General features: G+C 68.8%; 17 protein-coding genes. 1 reads left to right on the forward strand and 16 read right to left on the reverse strand.

Going from position 1 to position 19,881, the window contains the following annotated elements; translation table 11 throughout:
* Both AC06FB_RS12875 and mgtE read right to left on the reverse strand, forming a co-directional pair.
* The coding region (locus AC06FB_RS12875) for a CoA-binding protein (protein ID WP_478053763.1) at nt 1-655 on the reverse strand (655 nt) is incomplete at its 3' end.
* A gap of 98 nt (nt 656-753) precedes the next feature.
* Nucleotides 754-2,124 carry a magnesium transporter gene (gene mgtE / locus AC06FB_RS12880; RefSeq protein WP_053518107.1) on the reverse strand — a complete coding sequence of 457 codons (1,371 nt, stop codon included), beginning with the start codon at nt 2,122-2,124 and terminating at the stop codon, nt 754-756.
* Nucleotides 2,125-2,441: 317 nt separating this feature from the next.
* Between mgtE and AC06FB_RS12885 the strand changes: the two genes are divergently transcribed.
* Nucleotides 2,442-4,229, forward strand: a complete 1,788-nt coding sequence (locus tag AC06FB_RS12885) for a monovalent cation:proton antiporter-2 (CPA2) family protein (RefSeq protein ID WP_065181433.1) — start codon at nt 2,442-2,444, stop codon at nt 4,227-4,229.
* Nucleotides 4,230-4,316: 87 nt separating this feature from the next.
* Here the strand turns inward: AC06FB_RS12885 and AC06FB_RS12890 are convergent, their stop codons facing one another.
* The 14 genes from AC06FB_RS12890 to AC06FB_RS12955 all read right to left on the reverse strand — a co-directional run bounded on the left by AC06FB_RS12890 (nt 4,317) and on the right by AC06FB_RS12955 (nt 19,881).
* Nucleotides 4,317-7,661 carry an ankyrin repeat domain-containing protein gene (locus AC06FB_RS12890; protein WP_461289272.1) on the reverse strand — a complete coding sequence of 1,115 codons (3,345 nt, stop codon included), beginning with the start codon at nt 7,659-7,661 and terminating at the stop codon, nt 4,317-4,319.
* Nucleotides 7,654-7,914, reverse strand: coding sequence for a YcgL domain-containing protein (locus AC06FB_RS12895; RefSeq protein ID WP_053518100.1), 261 nt, complete (start codon nt 7,912-7,914; stop codon nt 7,654-7,656). Before AC06FB_RS12895 ends, AC06FB_RS12890 begins: the two co-directional genes overlap by 8 nt.
* 160 nt (nt 7,915-8,074) lie before the next feature.
* Nucleotides 8,075-8,515 carry an excinuclease ATPase subunit gene (locus AC06FB_RS12900; protein ID WP_461289271.1) on the reverse strand — a complete coding sequence of 147 codons (441 nt, stop codon included), beginning with the start codon at nt 8,513-8,515 and terminating at the stop codon, nt 8,075-8,077.
* Nucleotides 8,516-8,570: 55 nt separating this feature from the next.
* Nucleotides 8,571-9,809, reverse strand: coding sequence for a beta-ketoacyl-ACP synthase (locus tag AC06FB_RS12905; RefSeq protein ID WP_065174278.1), 1,239 nt, complete (start codon nt 9,807-9,809; stop codon nt 8,571-8,573).
* A complete protein-coding gene (locus tag AC06FB_RS12910; protein ID WP_053518094.1) occupies nt 9,809-10,540 on the reverse strand; it encodes a 3-ketoacyl-ACP reductase FabG2 in 732 nt (243 codons plus the stop codon). The genes AC06FB_RS12905 and AC06FB_RS12910 overlap by 1 nt, the downstream gene beginning before the upstream one ends.
* The gene (locus AC06FB_RS12915) at nt 10,537-10,992 is read right to left on the reverse strand and encodes a hotdog family protein (protein WP_053518092.1); all 456 of its coding nucleotides are present in this window, start codon (nt 10,990-10,992) and stop codon (nt 10,537-10,539) included. The genes AC06FB_RS12910 and AC06FB_RS12915 overlap by 4 nt, the downstream gene beginning before the upstream one ends.
* Nucleotides 10,989-12,173, reverse strand: a complete 1,185-nt coding sequence (locus tag AC06FB_RS12920) for a beta-ketoacyl-[acyl-carrier-protein] synthase family protein (protein ID WP_277381199.1) — start codon at nt 12,171-12,173, stop codon at nt 10,989-10,991. The genes AC06FB_RS12915 and AC06FB_RS12920 overlap by 4 nt, the downstream gene beginning before the upstream one ends.
* Nucleotides 12,170-12,715, reverse strand: coding sequence for a DUF3261 domain-containing protein (locus tag AC06FB_RS12925; RefSeq protein ID WP_227255475.1), 546 nt, complete (start codon nt 12,713-12,715; stop codon nt 12,170-12,172). Before AC06FB_RS12925 ends, AC06FB_RS12920 begins: the two co-directional genes overlap by 4 nt.
* The gene (locus AC06FB_RS12930) at nt 12,715-13,965 is read right to left on the reverse strand and encodes an NAD(P)/FAD-dependent oxidoreductase (protein ID WP_461289270.1); all 1,251 of its coding nucleotides are present in this window, start codon (nt 13,963-13,965) and stop codon (nt 12,715-12,717) included. The genes AC06FB_RS12925 and AC06FB_RS12930 overlap by 1 nt, the downstream gene beginning before the upstream one ends.
* Before the next feature lie 52 nt (nt 13,966-14,017).
* On the reverse strand, nt 14,018-16,372 hold the full coding sequence (locus AC06FB_RS12935; protein ID WP_128989961.1) for an MMPL family transporter: 2,355 nt from the start codon (nt 16,370-16,372) through the stop codon (nt 14,018-14,020).
* On the reverse strand, nt 16,365-16,994 hold the full coding sequence (locus AC06FB_RS12940; RefSeq protein ID WP_065174273.1) for an outer membrane lipoprotein carrier protein LolA: 630 nt from the start codon (nt 16,992-16,994) through the stop codon (nt 16,365-16,367). The genes AC06FB_RS12935 and AC06FB_RS12940 overlap by 8 nt, the downstream gene beginning before the upstream one ends.
* Nucleotides 16,991-17,407, reverse strand: a complete 417-nt coding sequence (locus AC06FB_RS12945; RefSeq protein ID WP_414488004.1) for an acyl-CoA thioesterase — start codon at nt 17,405-17,407, stop codon at nt 16,991-16,993. The genes AC06FB_RS12940 and AC06FB_RS12945 overlap by 4 nt, the downstream gene beginning before the upstream one ends.
* The gene (locus tag AC06FB_RS12950; protein WP_065181425.1) at nt 17,400-18,950 is read right to left on the reverse strand and encodes an HAL/PAL/TAL family ammonia-lyase; all 1,551 of its coding nucleotides are present in this window, start codon (nt 18,948-18,950) and stop codon (nt 17,400-17,402) included. The genes AC06FB_RS12945 and AC06FB_RS12950 overlap by 8 nt, the downstream gene beginning before the upstream one ends.
* Nucleotides 18,940-19,881, reverse strand: coding sequence for an LpxL/LpxP family acyltransferase (locus AC06FB_RS12955; protein ID WP_180876472.1), 942 nt, complete (start codon nt 19,879-19,881; stop codon nt 18,940-18,942). Before AC06FB_RS12955 ends, AC06FB_RS12950 begins: the two co-directional genes overlap by 11 nt.

The following is a 19,881-nucleotide window of genomic DNA, read 5'->3' on the forward strand; positions in this document are numbered from 1 at the left end:
CGTCCTTGATCTGTTCGACGTAGAGCAGGATGGCGCGCGTGCGGTAATCGGTGGCGAAATAGTCCAGCAGATCGCCGAAGTCGACGTCCAGCGTATCGCCCAGCGAGACCACGGCGGAGAATCCCACCGAACGCGCCACGCCCCATTCCACCAGCGCCGCGGCGATCGCCGAGGACTCGGAGATCAACGCAAGATCGCCAGCCTGCGGGAAGTGTGCGGCGATGCTGGCGTTGAGCCGTGCATGCGGCGCGATCACACCCAGGCAATGCGGGCCCAGGATGCGCAGACCGTGCCGGCGGGCCACGGCCTCCACCTGCGCCGACAGTGAACCCGGGCCATCCCCCAGATGCGCGGTGAGGATGATCGCCGCCTGCACACCCCGCTCGGCCGCGGTACGCACCACCTGCGGCACGATGGCGGCCGGCGCGGTGATCACCACGAGATCCGGCACCCAGTCCAGATCCTTCAGCCGCTTCACCGTGCGGATGCCATCGATTTCGGCGTGGCGCGGGTTGATCCACGCCACCTTGCCGGGGAAGCCCGTACCGCGCAGGTTGCGCATCACCGCGCGGCCGGCCGAGCGCTCGCGCGGACTGCCGCCGATCACTGCGACCGACTGCGGGCGGAACACTGACTGCAGGTGGTAGGTACTCATGCGCCTACGGTACACGCACCCGCGCAACAGGCGCATGATCCAGCGCAACAAAGCAGGCGGGGGATGCGGCGCCCCGCCGCATGCGGGGCGACAGGGCCCTACAGCAGCGTGCCGCGCAGGATCATCGCGGCGATGCTGAAATAGATCACCAGCCCGGTCACGTCGACCAGCGTGGCCACGAACGGGGCGGATGCGCTGGCCGGGTCGAATCCCAGCCGCTTGAGCACGAACGGCAGCATCGAACCCGACAATGACCCGAAGGTGACGATGCCCACCAGCGCCGCACCGATCGTGATCGCCAGCAGCACCCAGTGCTCGCCGTAGTCGTGCAGGCCACCCAGCTGCCAGATGACGATGCGGACGATCGCCAGGGCACCGAGAATGGCACCCAGCACCATGCCGGTCGGAATCTCGCGCAGGGCCACCTTCCACCAGTCGCGCAGGCGCAGCTCGCGCAGCGCCAGGCTGCGGATCAGCAGCGAGGTGGCCTGCGAGCCGGAATTGCCGCCGGAACTCATGATCAACGGGATGAACAACGTCAGCACCACCGCGCGTGCCAGTTCGTCCTCGTAGTGCTGCATGGCGCTGGCCGTCAGCATCTCGCCCAGGAACAGCACGCTCAGCCAGCCGGCGCGCTTGCGCAGCATCTCCAGGAAGCCGATCTGCATGTACGGCTTGTCCAGCGCTTCCATGCCGCCGAACTTGTGCGCGTCTTCGGTGGATTCCTCGATCAGCGCATCAAGCACGTCGTCCACGGTGACGATGCCCAGCATCCGCTGGCTGGCATCGACCACCGGAATGGCCAGCAGGTCGTGGCGACGGATCAGCCGCGCCACCTCTTCCTGGTCCATCAACGCGTCCACGGTTACTGGCGGATTGACCTGGGCCACCTCGAGGATCGACTCCTCGGGCAGGCCGGTGATCAGGCGGCGCATGGTCACCACCTGCTGCAGACGCTGGCTGGCCGGGTCCAGGACGTAGATCGCGTACACCGTCTCGCGCGTGCGCTCGACCTGGCGGATGTGCTGCAGCGTCTGCGCCACCGTCCAGCTGGCCGGCACGGCGACGTACTCGGTGGTCATCAGCGCACCGGCCGTGTTCGGCGGGTAGCCGAGCAGCGTCTGGATGGCCTGGCGGGCATCGGCGCCCAGCAACGGGATCAGCCGCGCGCGCTCGTCCTCATCCAGTTCGTGAACGATGTCGGTGGCGCGGTCGTCGGCCATCAGCCCGAGCAGCGCAGCGGCCCGCGCCGGTGGCAGCGCGGCCACCAGCTCGCCGCTGCGATGCAGTTCGGGGGCTTCCAGCATCTTCACTGCACGCGGCAGCGGCAGCGCCGCCAGCGTGTCGGCAGCGCGCTGCAGCTCCAGCGTGTTGAGGAACTCCACCGCGTCGGCGGTGTTGTAGTCCGCCAGCGGTGCCGCCAATGCAGCGGCATCGGCCACTGGACGCAGCAATTGCTTCTGGTTCATCGGTTTGCCTTGTGGGGTGCGACCTCGCGCAACGCCAACGCAGGCGAACCGTCCCGATGTCAGGCGGTGGCCATCGCTGGCGTCGAACGAGGTCGACTTCTACTGTCGCTGGACATGGGTTGGGAACTCCGGGATGCGTGTGCCGGCGGCAGGCCGCCAGCGGCGGGCAGTCTGGACCTGCCGGCCGCGCAGGTCAACCCGCAGCGGCCATTGCCGCGCGTGCACGATGCGGCGCGCATAATGTCGCAGCGGCGTCCGCCGCCCCTCTCCTCCCCGCACCCACGTACGGCAGGCCTCTGCGATGACCAGGTATTCCCATGCATAGCGGCGGTCTGGAACTGGCCCTGGTCCTGCTGCTGGCGGCCGTCATCGCGGTGCCGGTGTTCAAGCGCTTCGGCTTCGGCGCGGTACTGGGCTACCTGGCCGCGGGGGTGGTGCTGGGGCCGGATGGGCTGGGCTTCGTGCAGGACGCCGACCGCATCCTCGGTGCGGCCGAGATCGGCGTGGTGATGCTGCTGTTCGTGATCGGGCTGGAACTGTCGCCGGCCCGCCTGAAGGTGATGCGGCGCTCGGTGTTCGGCGCCGGTGCCGCGCAGGTGGCGCTGTCCGGCCTGGTACTGGGCGGCCTGCTGCTGCTCGATCACTTCCAGTGGAAGAGCGCGCTGGTGGTGGGCGTGGCGCTGGCGCTGTCCTCCACGGCCGTGGGCCTGCAGCTGCTGTCCGAGCACAAGGCGATCAACAGCGACCACGGCCGGCTCGGCTTTGCCATCCTGCTGTTCCAGGACCTGATCGCGATCCCGCTGCTGGCGGCCATCCCGCTGCTGGGCGGCGTCAAGAACCAGACGCTGCGTTGGGAGGATGCCGCAGTGGCGCTGGGCGCGCTGGCCGTGGTGATCCTGTGCGGACGGCCGGTCCTGCGCCGGCTGTTCGGTGTCATCGCCCGTACCCGCAGCCCGGAGGTATTCACCGCCACCGCCCTGCTGGTCGTGCTGGGCACGGCGTGGTTCATGCAGGAGGCCGGCCTGAGCCCCAGCCTGGGTGCGTTCCTGGCCGGCGTGCTGCTGTCCGATTCCGAGTTCCGGCACGAGCTGGAAGCGCAGATCGAGCCGTTCAAGGGCCTGCTGCTGGGCCTGTTCTTCATCGCCGTCGGCATGGGCATCGATCTCGACCGCATCGCCGCCGAGCCGTGGCTGATCGCCGCAGGCGTGGCCATCCTGCTGGTGGTCAAGTTCAGTCTGCTGTATGCCATCGGCCGCATCGCCCGGCTGGGTTCGCGGCAATCGCTGCTGCTGGGCAGCGTGCTGTGGCTGGGCGGCGAGTTCGCCTTCGTGGTGTTCAACGAGGCGCAGCGCGCGCATCTGCTGGGCAACGCCAACCACGACCGGCTGGTGGCCATTGTCGGCCTGTCGATGGCGATCACGCCGCTGCTGATGATTGCCCTGATGCGGCTGCTCGGGCAGGAGAAGGTGGCCCCGCGCGCCGCGGCCGACGCCGACAAGGTCGCGCCGGACAACCGGCCGAAAGTCCTGATTGCCGGCATGGGCCGCGTCGGCCAGGTGATCGCGCGCCTGCTGACCGCACAGAAGGTGCCGTTCGTGGCACTGGAAGCGAACCCGGACACGGTGGCCGACCTGCGTCGCTTCGGCAACCAGCTCTACTATGGCGATCCGACGCGCCCGGAGATGCTGCGCGCCGCCGGTGGTGAACATATCGATGTGTTCGTGATCACCGTGGACGACCCGGAGACCAATCTGCGTGCGGTACGGATGGTACGGCGCCTGTATCCGGAGGCGAAGGTGCTGGCACGTGCGCGCAACCGCCAGCACGCATGGCGACTGATGGACATGTCGGCCGAGCCGTTCCGCGAAGTGTTCGCTACCAGCCTGGAAATGAGCGGTCGTGTGCTGACCGCGCTGGGGGTGGCACCCGATGTTGCCCAACGCCATGTGCAGCGCTTCCGCGAACACGACGAACAGCTGCTGCGCGACCAGTACCTGGTGTACGACGACGAGGCGGCCGTGATCCAGACCTCGCGCGATGCCCGCAACGACCTGATGCATCTGTTCGAGGCCGACGCGGAAAGCGACGGCGACACGCAGCGCTGACGGCGAAAGGGCTGCCGAGCATCGTCGGCATTCCGCATGATCGGGGTCAGAGCCCTTTCCAACGGAAAGGGTTCTGACCCCCGATTCTCAGCCGTTGTCGCGCAGGAACCGGGCCATCGAGGACACGCCCGGTACGCGCGGCTCGAACTCGCCGGCAACGTCGATGAAGCCACGCATCACGGCGATCTCGCGCGGACTGCGGTTCAGGCTGTCCCGCACGTCTGGGTCGGCGCCGGCACGCAGCAGGCGCTGTACCAGCAGCGGCAGGCCGTGCAGCGCCGCCAGGTGCAGCGGGCCGAAACCACGCGGATCGCGCACGTCCAGGCTGACATCCTCTTCCAGCAGACGCTCCACCGCGGCCATCACCACCTGCTCGTCGCAGGCCGTACCCGGCTCGGCGCGCGCCCCCAGCAGCAGCAGCAGCGGTGTGACCGAACCGGCGGCGGCCTGGTCCGGTTCGGCACCGGCCAGCAGCAGCGTGTCCAGCAACGCCAGCAACCGCGGGCGGTCACGTGCGCTGAAGCCGTACAGGGCCGCGCAGTGCAGCGGGCCCAGTTGCTGCGCGTCTCCGGCGTGTACATCGGCACCTGCGGTCAGCAGGCGCGCGACGATGTCCGGCAGGCCCAGCGCGGAGGCCAGCATCAGCACGGTCACTCCCCCCGGCAGCCGGTGTTCGAGCTTGGCACCGGCATCGAGCAGGGCCGACACGATCTCGACCTGGCGCATGCTGACCGCGGCCGACAACGGCGTTGCGCCGCTGGCCGCTGCGTGCTGCGGATCGGCGCCCCGTGCCAGCAGCAGGTCGGTCACCGCCAGATGGCCGCCGCCGGCGGCACGCAGCAGCGCCGTGCAGCCCTGCGCATCCACGGCATCAACGGCGAACCCCAGATCGATCAGGCGACGCACCGCATCGACATCACCGGCCATCGCCGCAGAGGGCAGGTCGGCATCGCGCAGGGTACGGCGTGGCAGTGGCCATACCCGCCAGTCCAGCCAGTCGGCCAGATCACGACGACCACTCGACAGCGCCACACCCAGGGGGGTCTGGCCATCGGCGGCGCGTGCCTCCGGCGAGGCGCCGTGCTGTACGAGCAGCTTCAGCGCACCTTCCCGGGCCAGCGCGGTCGCCAGGTGCAGGGCGGTCATGCCATGGCTGTCGCGCGCCTCACGGTCGACACCGGTCTTGAGCAGGGCCTGCTGCAGGCGCAGCCAGCCCAGGCGCACCGCCAACGACAGCGGCGGATCGCCTGCCGGCGATGCGGCGAACGGATCAGCACCCCGCTCCAGCAGTTCCAGCGCCAGCTGTTCCAGTCCGCGGGCCGCCTGATCGTGCTGTGCGCAGGCGGCCAGGAAACGGGCCAGACCGCCGCGGCCGGCCGGCGACAGGCCGTGCTGCAGCATGACCTGCAGCGCCGGCACCGCATCGACGCCGCGCGACAGCAGCGCGAACATCGGCGTGTCGGCGCAGGCATCACGCACATAGGGGTCGGCACCATGGGCCAGCAGCCAATCCACGGCACGCGGCTCCAGCGCCAGCTCCGGATCCAGCAGCAGGCTGCCCAGCTCCTGCGGCTGGCACAGCCTGGCCAGGGCGGCCATGCCATCGGTGTTGCCGAAGCCCAGTGCTTCACGCAGCAGGGTCAGCGGCGGCCGATCAGGCAGCAGGCCACTGGCGCTGGCGGCCTCACCGCGCTCGGCCAGGCCATCGCTGACCGCCGCAGGCAGCGGATAGGACGGATCAAGCAGCGCGACGATGGCCCAGCGACCGGCTTCGGCCGCGTAGTCGACCGCACGCCGACCGACCGGATCGGCCGCATCGGCGGTGATGCCCAGTTCGACCAGGCGCTTGACCAGCAGGGGCGAAACCGTATCGGCCATGGCCGCCAGCTGCACCGCGTTGCGGCCCTCGCCATCGACAGCCACCAGGTCAGGCTTGTGCGGCAGGAGGTGTTCGATGACGGCGGCGCGACCGGCACGCGCGGCCTCCAGCCACGGCGTGCGACCGAGCGCGTCGCGTGCTTCCAGGTTTGCACCGGCAGCGAGCAGCACGCCGATGATTTCAACGTGGCCGGCCAGGGCCGCTTCGTGCAGTGCGCTGCGACGCTGGCGGTCGCGCGCATCCGCACGCGCCTTGTGCTTGAGCAGCAGCTGCACGCCGGCCGGATCATCGTCTTCGGTGGCGGCTGCGGCGAGCAGGACCGGCGTGCCGTCCGCCGGCTCGGTGCGGGCACCGCGTTCGAGCAGGAAGCGGGCCAGGCGCCAGTTGCCTACCTGGCAGGCCACGGCCAGCGGGGACCAGCCCTCGTGGTTGAGTGCATCCACTTCGGCCGCGGCATCGCGCAGCAGCGCGGCAACGCCGGGGTCGGAGCTTCGAGCCGCGTGGTGCAACGGCGTGTTGCCCTCGCTGTCGGTAGCGCGAGAATCGGCGCCATTGGCCAGCAGGGTCATCACGGCTTCGGGGCGACCATGCCAGCTGTCGCGGGTGGCGGCCAGCAGCGGCGTCATGCCCCGGTGCGGCGCGTTCACATCGACCCCGCGGGCAATCAGTTCACGCAGCAGGCGCAGGTCCGGCAACACCGCCGCCAGCACCGCCAGGCTGCGCTGATCACGCCAGTTCGGGTCCGGCAACGCGTGCGGGTCCGCGCCGGCCTGCAGCAGCTGCAGCGCCCGGTCGATGCGACCGTGGCGCGCCGCTTCATGCAGCGCAGGCGTCAGTTCCTGCGGGGCCATCGCCTCCAGCGGCGTGGTCTCGCTGGCAGCGGGGAACAGCGGCGCGTGCGCCGCACCGGCATCGGCCAGCGGGCCCGGGTTCACGCGCAGCGACACCAGTGGCGCCGGTGCGACCCGCTGCAGCAGCAGATGCAGCAACGGCGACCCCAGCAGCACGGTCAACGTGGCGGGCCAGCGCGCGCTTTCCGGCAGCAGCCCTGGCCATGCCGGCAACACCACCAGTGCGGCCAGCGCGATCACCAGCGCGGCCACGACAAGGCCACGCCAGGCGGTGAGGTCACGGCCGGCCAACGCCTGCCAGTGCTGCACCAGGCTGCCATCCAGCCGCTCGACATCATTCCACAGCGGCCACGTACGCCAGGCCGCCAGCAAACCGGCACTGACCAGCACGCTCAGCCCGAGCACCGCCGCGAGGCTGCCGCTGTCGCGCAGTGCCGCCAGCGGCCAGGCCAGCAGCAGGGCCAGCAGTACCGGCGCGGCGGTCCACAGCGCCAGCAGGGCCGGCAGGTCCTGCTGCGCGATCAACTTCGGCGGCAGTACCGCACGGCTGCGCCGCCACCACGAAACGCCCAGGGCATACGCCGGCTGCGCCAGCGCAGCAAGCACCGCCCCCGGCAGGCCGCCGACGGCGGCACCCAGCGCCAGCAGGGCACCCAGGACGAAGGCGATCGACAGGGCGCGCGGACGGGAAAGCTCAGTCATTGTGGCGCGGCATCATGCTGGTCACCGACGGCGGCACCTGCAGGTAGAACCCGCGTTCGCTCATTTCGCTGCGCACCTTGGCCGGATCGGCCTGGGCGAGGCGGCGCTGCGGCTCCAGGGCCACGTCCAGGACGAAGGTGAGCGTGCCCAGCGACGCCACCAGCGGCGCAGGCAGCGCGCTGAAGTCATCGCGTCGGGGAACGTAGACGAAGGTGTCCGGCTTGAGTTGGCTTTTATAGACGTAGGCGTGCATGTCCACGGGACGATAACCCGGGAAGAGCCCTGATTGTGTCGGAAAGCCGACACCGGGGAAAGCCGTCGGCCGACGATGCCGGCAGGATCGACGGCGTTTCCCCGGCGGGGTTCAGCAATGTGGCGGCGGCGTTCAGCCTCGGCCGCCGCCACACGGATGCTTACTTGACCTTGGCGTAGGTGCCCTTCAGGGCGACGCCGGCCACGAACGTGCCCGCCCAGCACTCGTAGTTGCTCGCGCTCCTGAACTCGTTCTTCTTGTAGTAGCTGACGATGTCGACCACCGCATTGGCGCCACGCGAGCGGGCGCCGTCCTGCAGTGCGCGCAGCGCCGACAGCGCCACCCAGCGGCAGGCTTCGGCATCGCTCTTGTTGGCGGCGTTGGTCTTCCGGTTGGTGACGTCTTCACCCAGACGCTGCTGCACGCTGACCGGCTGCCCGGCCAGATAGAAGCGCACGCTGCCATCGATGCCGGCATCGCGGGCGGCCTGCGAGCTGACAAGTTCCTGCAGGGACTGCTCCACTCGGGTGTCACGGGCGGAGGCCGTGGCGGTCACAGCCAGCAGAAGGGTGGCACTGGCGATCATCAGGTTGCGGCGCATCGAAACATCTCCTTGTCCGGGGTGCGTTGGGGGTGGTGCGGATGGGGTGCGGGGGTCATTCGCTCCAGCGGCGGAATACCAGCGAGGTATTGATGCCGCCGAAGGCGAAGTTGTTGCTCATCACGTACTCGGCCTGCAGATCGCGGCCGTGCCCGGTGATGAAGTCCAGCTGGCCGCAGCGCGGATCGACCTCGGCCAGGTTGAGGGTCGGCGCGAACCAGCCGGCACGCATCATCTCGATGCTCAGCCAGGCTTCGAACGCTCCGCACGCGCCGAGCATGTGCCCGACGTAGCTCTTCAGCGAGCTGATCGGCACGCGGCTGCCGAACACCTGCGCGGTGGCCTGTGTCTCGGCGATGTCGCCGTGATCGGTGGCGGTGCCGTGGGCGTTGACGTAGTCGATCCGCGCCGCGTCGAGCCCGGCGTCCTCCAGGGCCAGGCGCATGGCCTGGGCCATGGTGTCGGCGCTGGGCTGGGTGACGTGCTGGCCGTCGCTGTTGGTTCCGTAGCCGACCACCTCGGCAAGGATGGACGCACCGCGTGCGAGGGCGTGCTCCATGTCCTCCAGGATCAGCGTGCAGGCGCCCTCGCCCAGTACCAGGCCGTCGCGGCCTGCATCGAAGGGCCGCGGCGTCGACTGCGGCGCATCGTTGCGCACGCTGGTGGCGAACAGGGTGTCGAACACCGCTGCAGCGGTGGCGTCGAGCTGCTCGGCACCGCCGGCCACCATCACCGTCTGCTTGCCGCTGCGGATGGCTTCATACGCCGCTCCGACGCCCTGGCTGCCTGACGTGCAGGCGCTGGAGGTGGTGTAGACACGCCCGGACAGGCCGAAGAACACGCCGATGTTGACCGGCGCGGTATGGCTCATCATTTTCAGGTACGTGGTGGCACTGATGCCATCGGTGGTGAACTCGTTGAGCATGCGGCCGAACTCGCCGGTCGCTTCGTGGCTGCCGGAGGACGAACCGTAGGCCACGCCGGTGCGGCCGCTGCGCAGCACCGGATGCTCATGCAGGCCGGCCTCGCGCAGGGCCATCTCGGTGGCGCGCACCGACATGATCGCGACCTTGCCCATCGAGCGGGTGGTCTTGCGGTTGTAGTTCGGCGGCAGCGTGAAGTCCTGCGCGGGCGCGGCCAGCTTGGTGTTCAGGCCCGCGTAGACGTCCCATTCCGGCATGGTGCGCACTGCGTTGCGGCAGCTGCGCAGGTGCGCGTGGATGGTGGGCCAGTCGTGGCCAAGCGGACTGATGGCAGCGGCACCGGTCACCACCACGCGACGATCAGCGGCCATCAGAGCATGCCCCCGTTGACCGAGATCACCTGCCGGGTGATGTAGCCGGCCGGCTCGGACAGCAGGAACGCGACCGTTGCGGCCACCTCATCGGGATGCCCGACGCGGCCGGCCGGAATCAGCTTCAGGGCGTGTTCGACCACTTCATCGTTGAGCATTTCGGTCTCGATCAGGCCCGGGGCCACGCAGTTGACGGTGATCTGCCGGCTCGCCAGCTCCAGCGCCAGCGCCTTGGTGGCACCGATGATGCCGGCCTTGGCCGCGCTGTAGTTGACCTGGCCGCGGTTGCCGGCCAGCCCGGACACCGACGACAGGGTGACGATGCGACCGGGCCGGCGCCGCCGCACCATCGGCATGATGAGCGGATGCAGCACGTTGTAGAAGCCGTCCAGGTTGGTGTGGATGACCTGGTCCCAGTCTTCGGACGACAACGCAGGAAATGCGCCGTCGCGGGCGATGCCGGCATTGCACACCACGCCGTAGTACGCGCCGTGCGCCTCGACATCGGCCTCCAATGCGCCGCGTGCTGCATCCCGGTCGGCCACATCGAACGCCAGCACGCGGGCCTGCCGGCCCAGTGCCTGGATTTCGTCCACCACTGCCTGCGCCTCGTCCACGCGGCTGCGGCAGTGCACGGCTACATCGAACCCATCGCGCGCGACGCGCAGCGCGATGGCCCGGCCGATGCCCCGGCTGGCGCCGGTGACCAGCACGCTCCGATTCCCTGTCATGCCTGTCCACTCTCCAGATAGGCCATCGCGTCGGCAGGTTCGTACACCGACACGTTGGCGGTCGCCCATTCTTCGTCGCCTGCCAGGATCCGGCAGGCGAACATCCCCAGTCCATTGTCGCCCAACAGCTCGCAGCGCGCCTGTACGCGAAGGCGGCTGCCCACCGGAAAACCGCTGCGCTGGCTGCCATAACGGCGACTGCCCAGCAGGAATCCGAGCTGCGGCCGGTTGCCGGCAGCGCGTGCACGGCAGCCGGCCCAGGCCGCGATGGCCTGCGCCATGTATTCGATGCCGATCCAGGCCGGCACCTGCCCATCCTCGACGAACAGCCCGCTCGCCGGCACGACCAGCTCGGCCTCGATGCCGTCCTCGTCCCAGTGCATGATGCGCTCCAGAAGGCACATGTCCTGCCGGTGCGGCACCACGTCTTCAATGGCATACACCGTATTCATCCGCGCTCCAGTGCCAGCACGGCGTTGCTGCCGCCGAAGGCGAACGAGTTGCTCAGCACGCGCCGGGGCGGCTGCGCCAGGCAGGTGGCCGGCGCCACCAGCGGCAGCGGCGGCAGAGCCGGATCAGCGATGCCATCCCACCAGTGCGGTGGCAGCTGCTGCCGGCAGTTCTCGGCAAGCACGATCCAGCACAGCGCCGCCTCGATCGCCCCCGACGCACCCAGGGTGTGGCCGGTGAGTGGCTTGGTGGAACTGCAGGGAACGTCATTGCCCAGTACCTGCGCCACCGCCAGGCTTTCCATCGCATCGTTGTGGCCGGTGGCAGTGCCGTGCAGGTTCACGTAGTCGACATCGGCGGGCGACCAGCCGGCACGATGCAGCGCCTGCTGCAGGGCGTCGATGGCGCCAAGGGCCTGCGGATCCGGCGCCGACATGTGATGCGCATCGGCGGACTCGCCCCATCCGGCCAGGCATACCGGGCCAGGTTCGCGGGTCAGCAGGAACAGCGCAGCGCCCTCGCCGATGTTGATGCCGGCACGATGCTGCGAGAAGGGATTGCAGCGCACTGCCGAGACCGATTCGAGCGCATTGAAGCCTGCCACGGTGAAGCGGCACAGCGAGTCGGCACCCCCGGCGATGACCGCATCGACGGTGCCGGCACGCAGCATTCGCGCGGCCGACATCAGCGCCTTGGCACTGGACGAACAGGCGGTGGACAGGGTCCACGCCGGGCCCTGCGCGCCGCTGCGCTGACGCACGAACTGCGCGGTGGTGCCCATTTCCTGCTGTGCGTAATCGAAACCTTCAGGCCAGCAGCCCTGCTCCGCATGGGTCCGCAGTGCCTGCTCCGATTCGCCGATGCCGGAGGTGCTGGTGCCCAGCACCACCGCCACCCGATCAGCGCCATGGCGTGCAATGGCCGCGCTCACCGCAGGCGCGATCTGCGCCAGCGCGACCTCCAGCAATGCATTGTTGCGCCCGCGCAGGGATACCGGCAGGTCTTCCAGCGTCGGCAGTGGCGTGCGCACTTCACCCAGCGCCAGGGTACGCCCCGGCAGCAGGCGGTCGTTGTCGCTCAGGCCGCCCGGAGCATCGGCGAACATCGCCGATGCCACGGCGCCGCGGCCTTCGCCCAGCGCGCAGACCAGGCCGAGGTCGTTCAGGTAGATCGGTGTATTCATCGCGCCTGCCCGGCCATGTCGATCGATTCGATGCGCAGGGCGTAACCCTCGGCACGGTTCTCCAGCTGGACGCTGCCATCGTCCAGGCGCCGCAGCTGCAGCCAGACCGTACCGCTGCGGGACAGGCTGCGCTGGCGGCCGTCATCGCTGACCTCCCAGCCCGCCGGCAATGCCGCAGCGATCGCCGCGGTCGGCCACAACGCGAACTGCAGGTCATCCAGTACGCGTTCGGCACGCACCTGCGGAGGCAGCCACGGCGCACGCTGCTGGGTCAGTTGCCGGCCATCCCACTGCAGGCGCACGCCGGTCTGGCCCATGGCCTGCACCGCCAGCCGCACCTGCTGTGCGTCGGCTTCGAGCAGCGCATCGAGATCGCGCTCATGGCTGCCGAACCGGAAATGCAGCTGCTGCTGCAGTGCCAGCGGCGCTGGCAGGCTGGCCGGCGACAGTCGCAGCGGTGGCAGCTGCACCTGCGGGCGTGGCATGCGCCCGGCACAGGCGACCAGCAGCAGGCACAGCAGCACTGCAGCGGAAAGGGCCATCAGGCGCCGCACAGTTCCTCCAGCACGCGCATGCGACGGCCGCTGGGGTCGGCCACGTAGGGGTTGTTGGTGTCCCAGGCGTATCCGGCCAGGATGGAACTGATCATGTCGCGCACGTCCGGCTGCGGGTCGGGGTGGTAGATGATCTTCTGGAAGCCGCCCTGGTACCAGCTTTCGACGAAACGACGGAAGGTTTTCACGCCGGCACGCAGCGGAACGGAGAAATCGGCCTCCCAGTCCACAGCCTGCCCGGCATAACGGCGCGCCAGGCACTCACTGGCCAGCTGCGCCGATTTGAAGGCAATGGTCACGCCCGAGGAGAACACCGGGTCGAGGAACTCGCCAGCGTTGCCAAGCAGCGCATAGCCCGGGCCCCACAGCGAACGGACATTGGCCGAATAGCCCGTGATGCGGCGTACCGGCAGCACCGCCCATTCGGCATTGGCCAGCAGGCGGGTCAGGTTCGGATCCTCGCCGACGATGGCCTGCAGCTTCTGCAGGTCGTCGCCTTCGTAGCGATCAAAGAACGAGGGCTCGGCCACCACGCCCAGCGAGCAGCAGCCGTTGGAGAACGGGATCGTCCAGTACCAGACGTCGATGTGCTCGGGGTGGGTCGTGATGAGGATCTTGTTGCGGTCGAAGTCCGCTTCGGCCGGAATGTTGTCACGCACGTGGCAGAAGATCGCGCCACGCACCGGGAAATTGGAGGGAGACTCCAGATCCAGCAGGCGTGGCAGCAACCGCGCGAAGCCGGAGGCGTCGAGGATGAAATCGGCCTCGATGCGGTACTCACTGCCATCGGGACGGCGCACGTTGACGGCAGGCTGCTCGCCCGGCTCGACCGACAGCACCTCGTCGCCGAAACGCAGCGTGGTACCCATCCGCTCGGCGCCCCGCGCCAGTACGTTGTCGAAGTCGGCGCGCTGCACCTGGTAGGTGGTGCCCCAGCCGGGCGAGAACTTCTTCCTGAAGTCGAATGCGGTACGCGCCTGGCCATGCACGAAGGCCGCGCCATTTTTGTGCTGGAAGCCGGCTTCGACCACATCCTGCAACAGGCCTGCCGCTTCGATGTACTCCATGCTCTGCGGCAGCAGGCTTTCACCGATCGAGAAACGCGGGAACTGCTGGCGTTCGATCATCAACACCTGGCGACCCTGCCGGCGCAGCATCGCAGCAGCAACGGAACCGGCCGGTCCGGCGCCGATGATCAGGATTTCGGTGCGTTCCACAGCATCCACAGCAGTACTCATCGGGGCGTCCTTGTTGCTCGATAGAGGGAGAGAAGAAGAGCCGAAGGCGGACTCAGGCCGCCGGCAGATCATGCGGCGGCGGCCGGAACAGCGGCGAGATCAGCCAGACCAGCCCGATACCGAACAGCAGGGTCAGGCCGAACGCGCGCAGCGCCGGAGTCTGCGACAGGCCCAGCAGGCCGAACGACAGCCAGGTACTGGCCGCACCCACGCACACCGCCAGCCATGCACTGGCGTCGCCACGATGCTCGATCAGGAAGATGCCATAGTCGATGCCCATGCCCAGCAGCAGCATCAGCGCCAGCACGTTGAACAGCTGCAGCGGCTGGCCGAACAGGCCCAGCAGGCCCAGGGTCAGCGCACCGGCGATCAGGGTCGGGGCGAACACGCGCCAGGCCTGGCGGCGATAGCGCAGCCACAGCGCGCCGAACACCAATGCGATGCCGACCAGCAGCAGCCCGCCCATCAGCTTGCGGTAGTGGCCCAGCAGCGTGGAGAAATCGGAGGTTCGGTCTACCCAGCGCACGCCGGGCAGGCCTTCGGCGGCACGTTCCAGCGTGGCCAGAGCATCGGCACGCGACAGGTCATCGACCATCACCACGCTGATCATCTGCCCACCGACCTTACCCACCCACAGGTGGCGGAACGGCTGCGAGGCCGGCGAGGCCAGGAAGGCGTCGGCGGTGAGCGGCGCTGCGGCAAACTGCGGTCGCTGCAGCGGCTCGCCCACGGCTTCGGACACAGCCGACAGCACGCCGGGCTCCACCTTCGCGGTCAGCGCAGCATCGGCCTGCTGCCGGGCCGGTGATGGCAGCCAGTCACTGATCGCGCGGTAGCCACCAATGCGCTTGTCATCGGCCAGTACGCGCAAGCGTTCGGTCAACGCCTCTTCGCGCTGCAACAGCTGGGCGGCATCGCTGCCCTGCACCAGGTAGAACTGTGCCGGGCTGGGCATGCCCAGCAGCTGGCTCAGGCGGATCTGCTGGGCCATCAGCGCCGGTGGAGACGACTGCAGGCTGCGCAGGTCGTCGTTGCTCTGCAGGCGCGCGATGCCCACCGCGGACAACGCCAGCGCGGCCACCACGAAGATCGCCACCGGGCGCCGGCCGTGCAGGCGCGGGAAACGTTCCAGCGTATTGCCCAGCCAGTGCGAGAAGCGGGTCTGGCGGATCTCGCCACCGTCGAGCCACGGGAACCAGAAGATCACCGTGAGGAACGCTGCTGCCAGGCCCACCACCGAGAACAGCGCCATCTGGCGAAGGCCCGGGAACGGGGCCAGGCCCAACGCGAGGTAGGCCAGCGCACTGGTCAACAGCGCCAGCCACAGGCCGGGCAGCAGATGCCGCAGCTGCTTCCAGCGACGGTCGGCCGGTTCGGCCTGGCGCGACGCAAACCAGTGGATGCCGTAGTCCTCCGCTACACCCACCAGCGATGCACCGAACACCAGGGTCAGCACGTGCACTTTGCCGAACACCAGCACGGTCACCGCCAGCGCCACGCCGCAACCGATCAGCAGCGACGCGGCCACCAGCAGGATCGGCCGCAGCGAACGGAACGCCAGCCACACCAGCAGCAGTACCGCGGCCAGTGAGCCCCAACCGATCGTGTTGATCTCGCGGTTGGCCTGCACCGCAGCGGCTTCGGCGTGCAGCGGCACGCCGGCATGCAGGATTTCCAGCTCGGGCGCTGCGGCCCTGGCCGCCTTCCCGGCCCGCTCCAGCAGGCCATCAAGATGGCGCTCGCCATCGAGCTGGAACGCCGAACCCGGCGTATCGAACTGCAGCGCCGCCCAATGCTTGCCCTCGGCTTCAAGCAGGCCATCATCACCCAGCCGCAAGCCCGAACCCTGCGCCTGCTGTTGCCACCACTGCGGCCACAATGACAGCGGATCCTGCCGCCATTCGGTGAGCCGCGGCGCACCCATCGGCCCGTACAGCGCGGCGAGTGCCTGTTCGGCCAGCGCACCGGTTTCCGTGCTCTGCAGCTGGTCACGCTGGGCCGGGGTCAGCAGGCGGTCGCGATACGGCGCGTAGAACGCACGCGCCTCGTCGAACCAGCCTTCAATGGACCCACTGGGCACCAGCAAAGCGCTCTCGGCATCTCCAGCCATGGCCGCAGCGAACGCGGCCTGCGCCCGCTTGGCGGCGGCGCCATCCTGGCTGCCGAGCAGCACCACCACCTGCCGCGAACTGCCATCGGCGATGCGCCGGGTGACATCGCTCAACAGGCGGTCATGTGCATCCTGCGGCAACAGCGCGAGGATGTCGGTATCGATCCGCGGTTCCTGGCTCCACAGGCGCCACTGCTGCACGCCCAGTACCAGCAGCAACACCAGCCAGGCGATGCCCAGCCAATGCCACCAACGCCGCAACCGGTCCGGTGCGTTCAACGCCACGGCGTCACTCAAAGCGGCGCGCCTCGTCGGGGTTCAGCGTGGCGGGGGCTTCACTCAACGCGCTGAACTGGATCTGCGTGCGGTCCTTGTTCGCCTCGACGATCTCGACCTGGCGCACATAGCGGTCACCCTGCAGCGTCAGCGACTCGAAGGCCTTGGCCAGCATCGCCGACTTCGGTGTCAAACGCAGGCGCCAGCCCTGCCCTTCACGGCTGGCCGCCACGTTGAACTGGCCGGAGAGTGCCTGCACGTCGCCACTCATCAGCGCGAACATGATCGCATTCACCGAGCGCATCGCCGGCTGCTGCCGTGCATCGAGTTCAACGCGGGTGCTGCCATCGCGCTGGCGGCTGAGGATGCGGTCGGCGGTGACCACCACCTCGGAGGGGAACGGCGTGAGCGTGGTCCAGATCACGCCGTGCTGGCGCGCGACCACGAACCGGCCGTGCGAGCGCAGCGGATTCCTGAAGCCACTGACCTGCTTTTCCTGGCTGAACTGGCCACGCAGCACCTCCGGACGCGCCACCGCCTGGGTGATCGCGTCGACGGCAGGATCGGCCGCCTGTACACGCGGTGCGGCCACCAGCAGCAGCGCGCACAGCAGCACGCCTGGAAGACGGGCGAGCATGTTCATGGCGCGGGCACTCCCAGACGTTCCCACAGTACCGGCGGGCATTGGTACAGCATCTCCTTGCTGGCGGCATCCACCGCGACCTGGATGGTCATGGCCCGGGTGGCCACCTGGCCGCTCTCCGCATCCAGGATCTCGTAGTCGATCTTCAGCCGGTTCTCCCATTCGACGATGCGTGCACGCACCAGCAGCCGCTGGTTGAACAGCAGCGGCCGCACGTATTTCACGCGCGCGTCGACCACCGGCCACAGGTAGCCCGATGCGAGCATCTGCGGGTAGTCGTAGTCGTGGCGCTGCAGCAGCGCACACCGGGCAATCTCCAGATACTTGAAGTAGTTGCCATGCCAGACCACGTTCATCGGATCGCAGTCGTGGAAGGCGGGGCGCAGCTCGATTTCACAGACCAGGTCATTCACCGGAATACAGTTCCCAACGTTGCGCGCGGATCTCCACCAGCAGTTCCCGCAGTTCGCGATCCAGCGCGCGGTCTTCCTCGACCAGCGCGATGCGCTGCCCCAGGTCCACATACATGTCGGCCAGACTGCCATGCAGCTGCGCGTTCAGGCCAACCCGCTCGCGCAGTGCCAGGCCCTGGCGGGCGGCGATCAGCATCGCCGCCACCACCTGTTCAGTCAGTTCGATCACACGCAGGCAGTCGCGCGCGGCGATGGTGCCCATGCTGACCTTGTCCTGGTTGTGGCATTCGGTCGAGCGCGAGAACACACTGGCCGGAAGGGTCTGCTTCAACGCTTCGGCGGTCCACGCCGAGACGCTGATCTGCAGTGCCTTCAGCCCGTGGTTGATTGCTGCCCGCGGGCCGGTAGCCGCCGACAGATTGGCGGGCAGGCCGTGGTTGTATCGCGCATCCACCACCAGCGCCAGCTGCCGGTCGAGCAGGTCGGCAAGGTTGGCCACGGTGTTCTTCAGCGTGTCCATTGCCAGTGCGATATGGCCGCCGTAGAAGTGGCCGCCGTGCAGGATGCGCTCGCCGTCGGCATCGATCAGCGGGTTGTCGTTGGCGCTGTTCAGCTCGGTTTCGATCAGCTGCCGCAGGAAGGGCAGGCTGTCTTCCAGCACGCCGATCACGTGCGGGGCGCACCGCAGCGAGTAACGATCCTGCAGGCGCTGTTCGTTGCGCGGCGGCCGTTCGCTGTGCAGGTCGCGGCGCAGCCGTGCGGCGATGCGGGCCTGGCCCGGATGCGGCTTGGCCGCGAACAGGGTCTCGTCGAAATGGTGCGCGTTGCCGTCGCTGGCCAGCACGTTGAATGCGGTCAGGCGGGTGGCCAGGCGCGCCAGGTAGTCGGCACGCTGCCAGGCCAGGCAGGCCAGGCCGGTCATCACCGCAGTGCCGTTCATGATCGCAAGGCCTTCCTTCGGCCGCAGCTTCAGCGGGACCATGCCGATGCTCGCCAGTACTCCGGCAGCCGGTTGCACGCGGCCATCGTGCAGGACCTCGCGCTCGCCGCACAGCACCGCCGCCACGTATGACAGCGGCGTCAGGTCACCGCTGGCGCCGACCGATCCCTCCGCCGGGATCATCGGCAGCACGTCATGCCGCAACAGTGTGGCCAGGCCTTCCAGCAGGGCTACGCTGACACCGGACATGCCACGCACCAGCGACGCCAGACGGGCAGCCAGCACTGCGCGGGTCTCGGCCGGGTCCAGGTAACGGCCCAGTCCGCAGCCATGGTAGGTGTACAGGTGGTGCGGCAACTCGGCCACCAGCGCCGGCGGGATGTTCACCGTGCACGAATCGCCGTAGCCGGTCGTCACGCCGTAGATCACCCCGTCCTCGCGCAGCAGGCGGTCGAGAAAATCGGCACCGCGCTGGATATGGGCACGGAAGGCCGGGGCCTCGCTCAGTGCGGCCTCGCACTGGCGATGGGCCAGCGCCACCACGTCTTCGATGGTCAACGGTGCGTCGCCAAAGCGGCACACGGGTACGGCGTCAGTCGTCATGCGGAGCCTGATCCCAGAAGGGGAAGAAATTGAACCAGTCCAGCGGGGACTGGATGACCTGCAGTTCGAGCCACTGCGCGAAACGCTGCGCCTGCCCTGTCAGTGCCGCGTCCCGCGAGCCACGCGGCAGCACGATGCGATCGGCGAACTGCTCGAAGGCGACCCGGTACCCCTGGCCTTCATGCAGGCAGGCCATGGTGTACACCGGGCAGCCCAGTGCCGCCGCCAGCACGTAGGCACCGATGGGGAACGGGGCACGGTGGCCGAGAAAATCCGCGGTGACGCTGCGTCCACCCTGCACTGGCGTGCGGTCGCCGACGATGGCCACGAAGCCACCGGCAGCCACGCGCTCGGACAGCATCATCGCCGTGGCCGGCCCCATCGCGGTGACCTGCACCAGTTCCACCGTTGCCAGCGGGTCCAACCGCTGCAGCAGGCGATTGAAGCGCTGCGCGTGCGCGGTGTGCACCAGCACGGTGATGCGGAACCCCGGCACCTGTTCGGCCAGCACCTGGCACAACTCCAGGCAGCCGATGTGGGCGGTCAGGATCAGCCCGCCTTCGCGGCGTGCGATCCTGTCCAGCACCAGATCGCGCCGCAGCTGGATGCGCTCGGGCGGATAGCGTCCGCCCAGGCCGAGGATCTTGTCCAGCAGGGTGTCGGCGAACGCGAAGAAATGGCGCAGGCTGTCGCGCCGCGTCGGCTCGCGGCCCAGCGCGCCACTGTGTGCCTGCAAGCGCTGTAGATACTGCAGTGATGCCTGCCGGGCCACACGGTTGCCCAGCCAGTGGCAGAGCACCACCGGCCACACGCACAGGCGGAACGGCCAGCGCCCGAACCACCGATGCACCCAGCACAGGAACAACACGCCGGCCACCGATGTGGATTCACCGATGTCGGCCCAGTGCGGCGCACCTTGGGGGGCGGCCAT

Source organism: Stenotrophomonas sp. Steno-C15 (genome assembly GCF_056393265.1).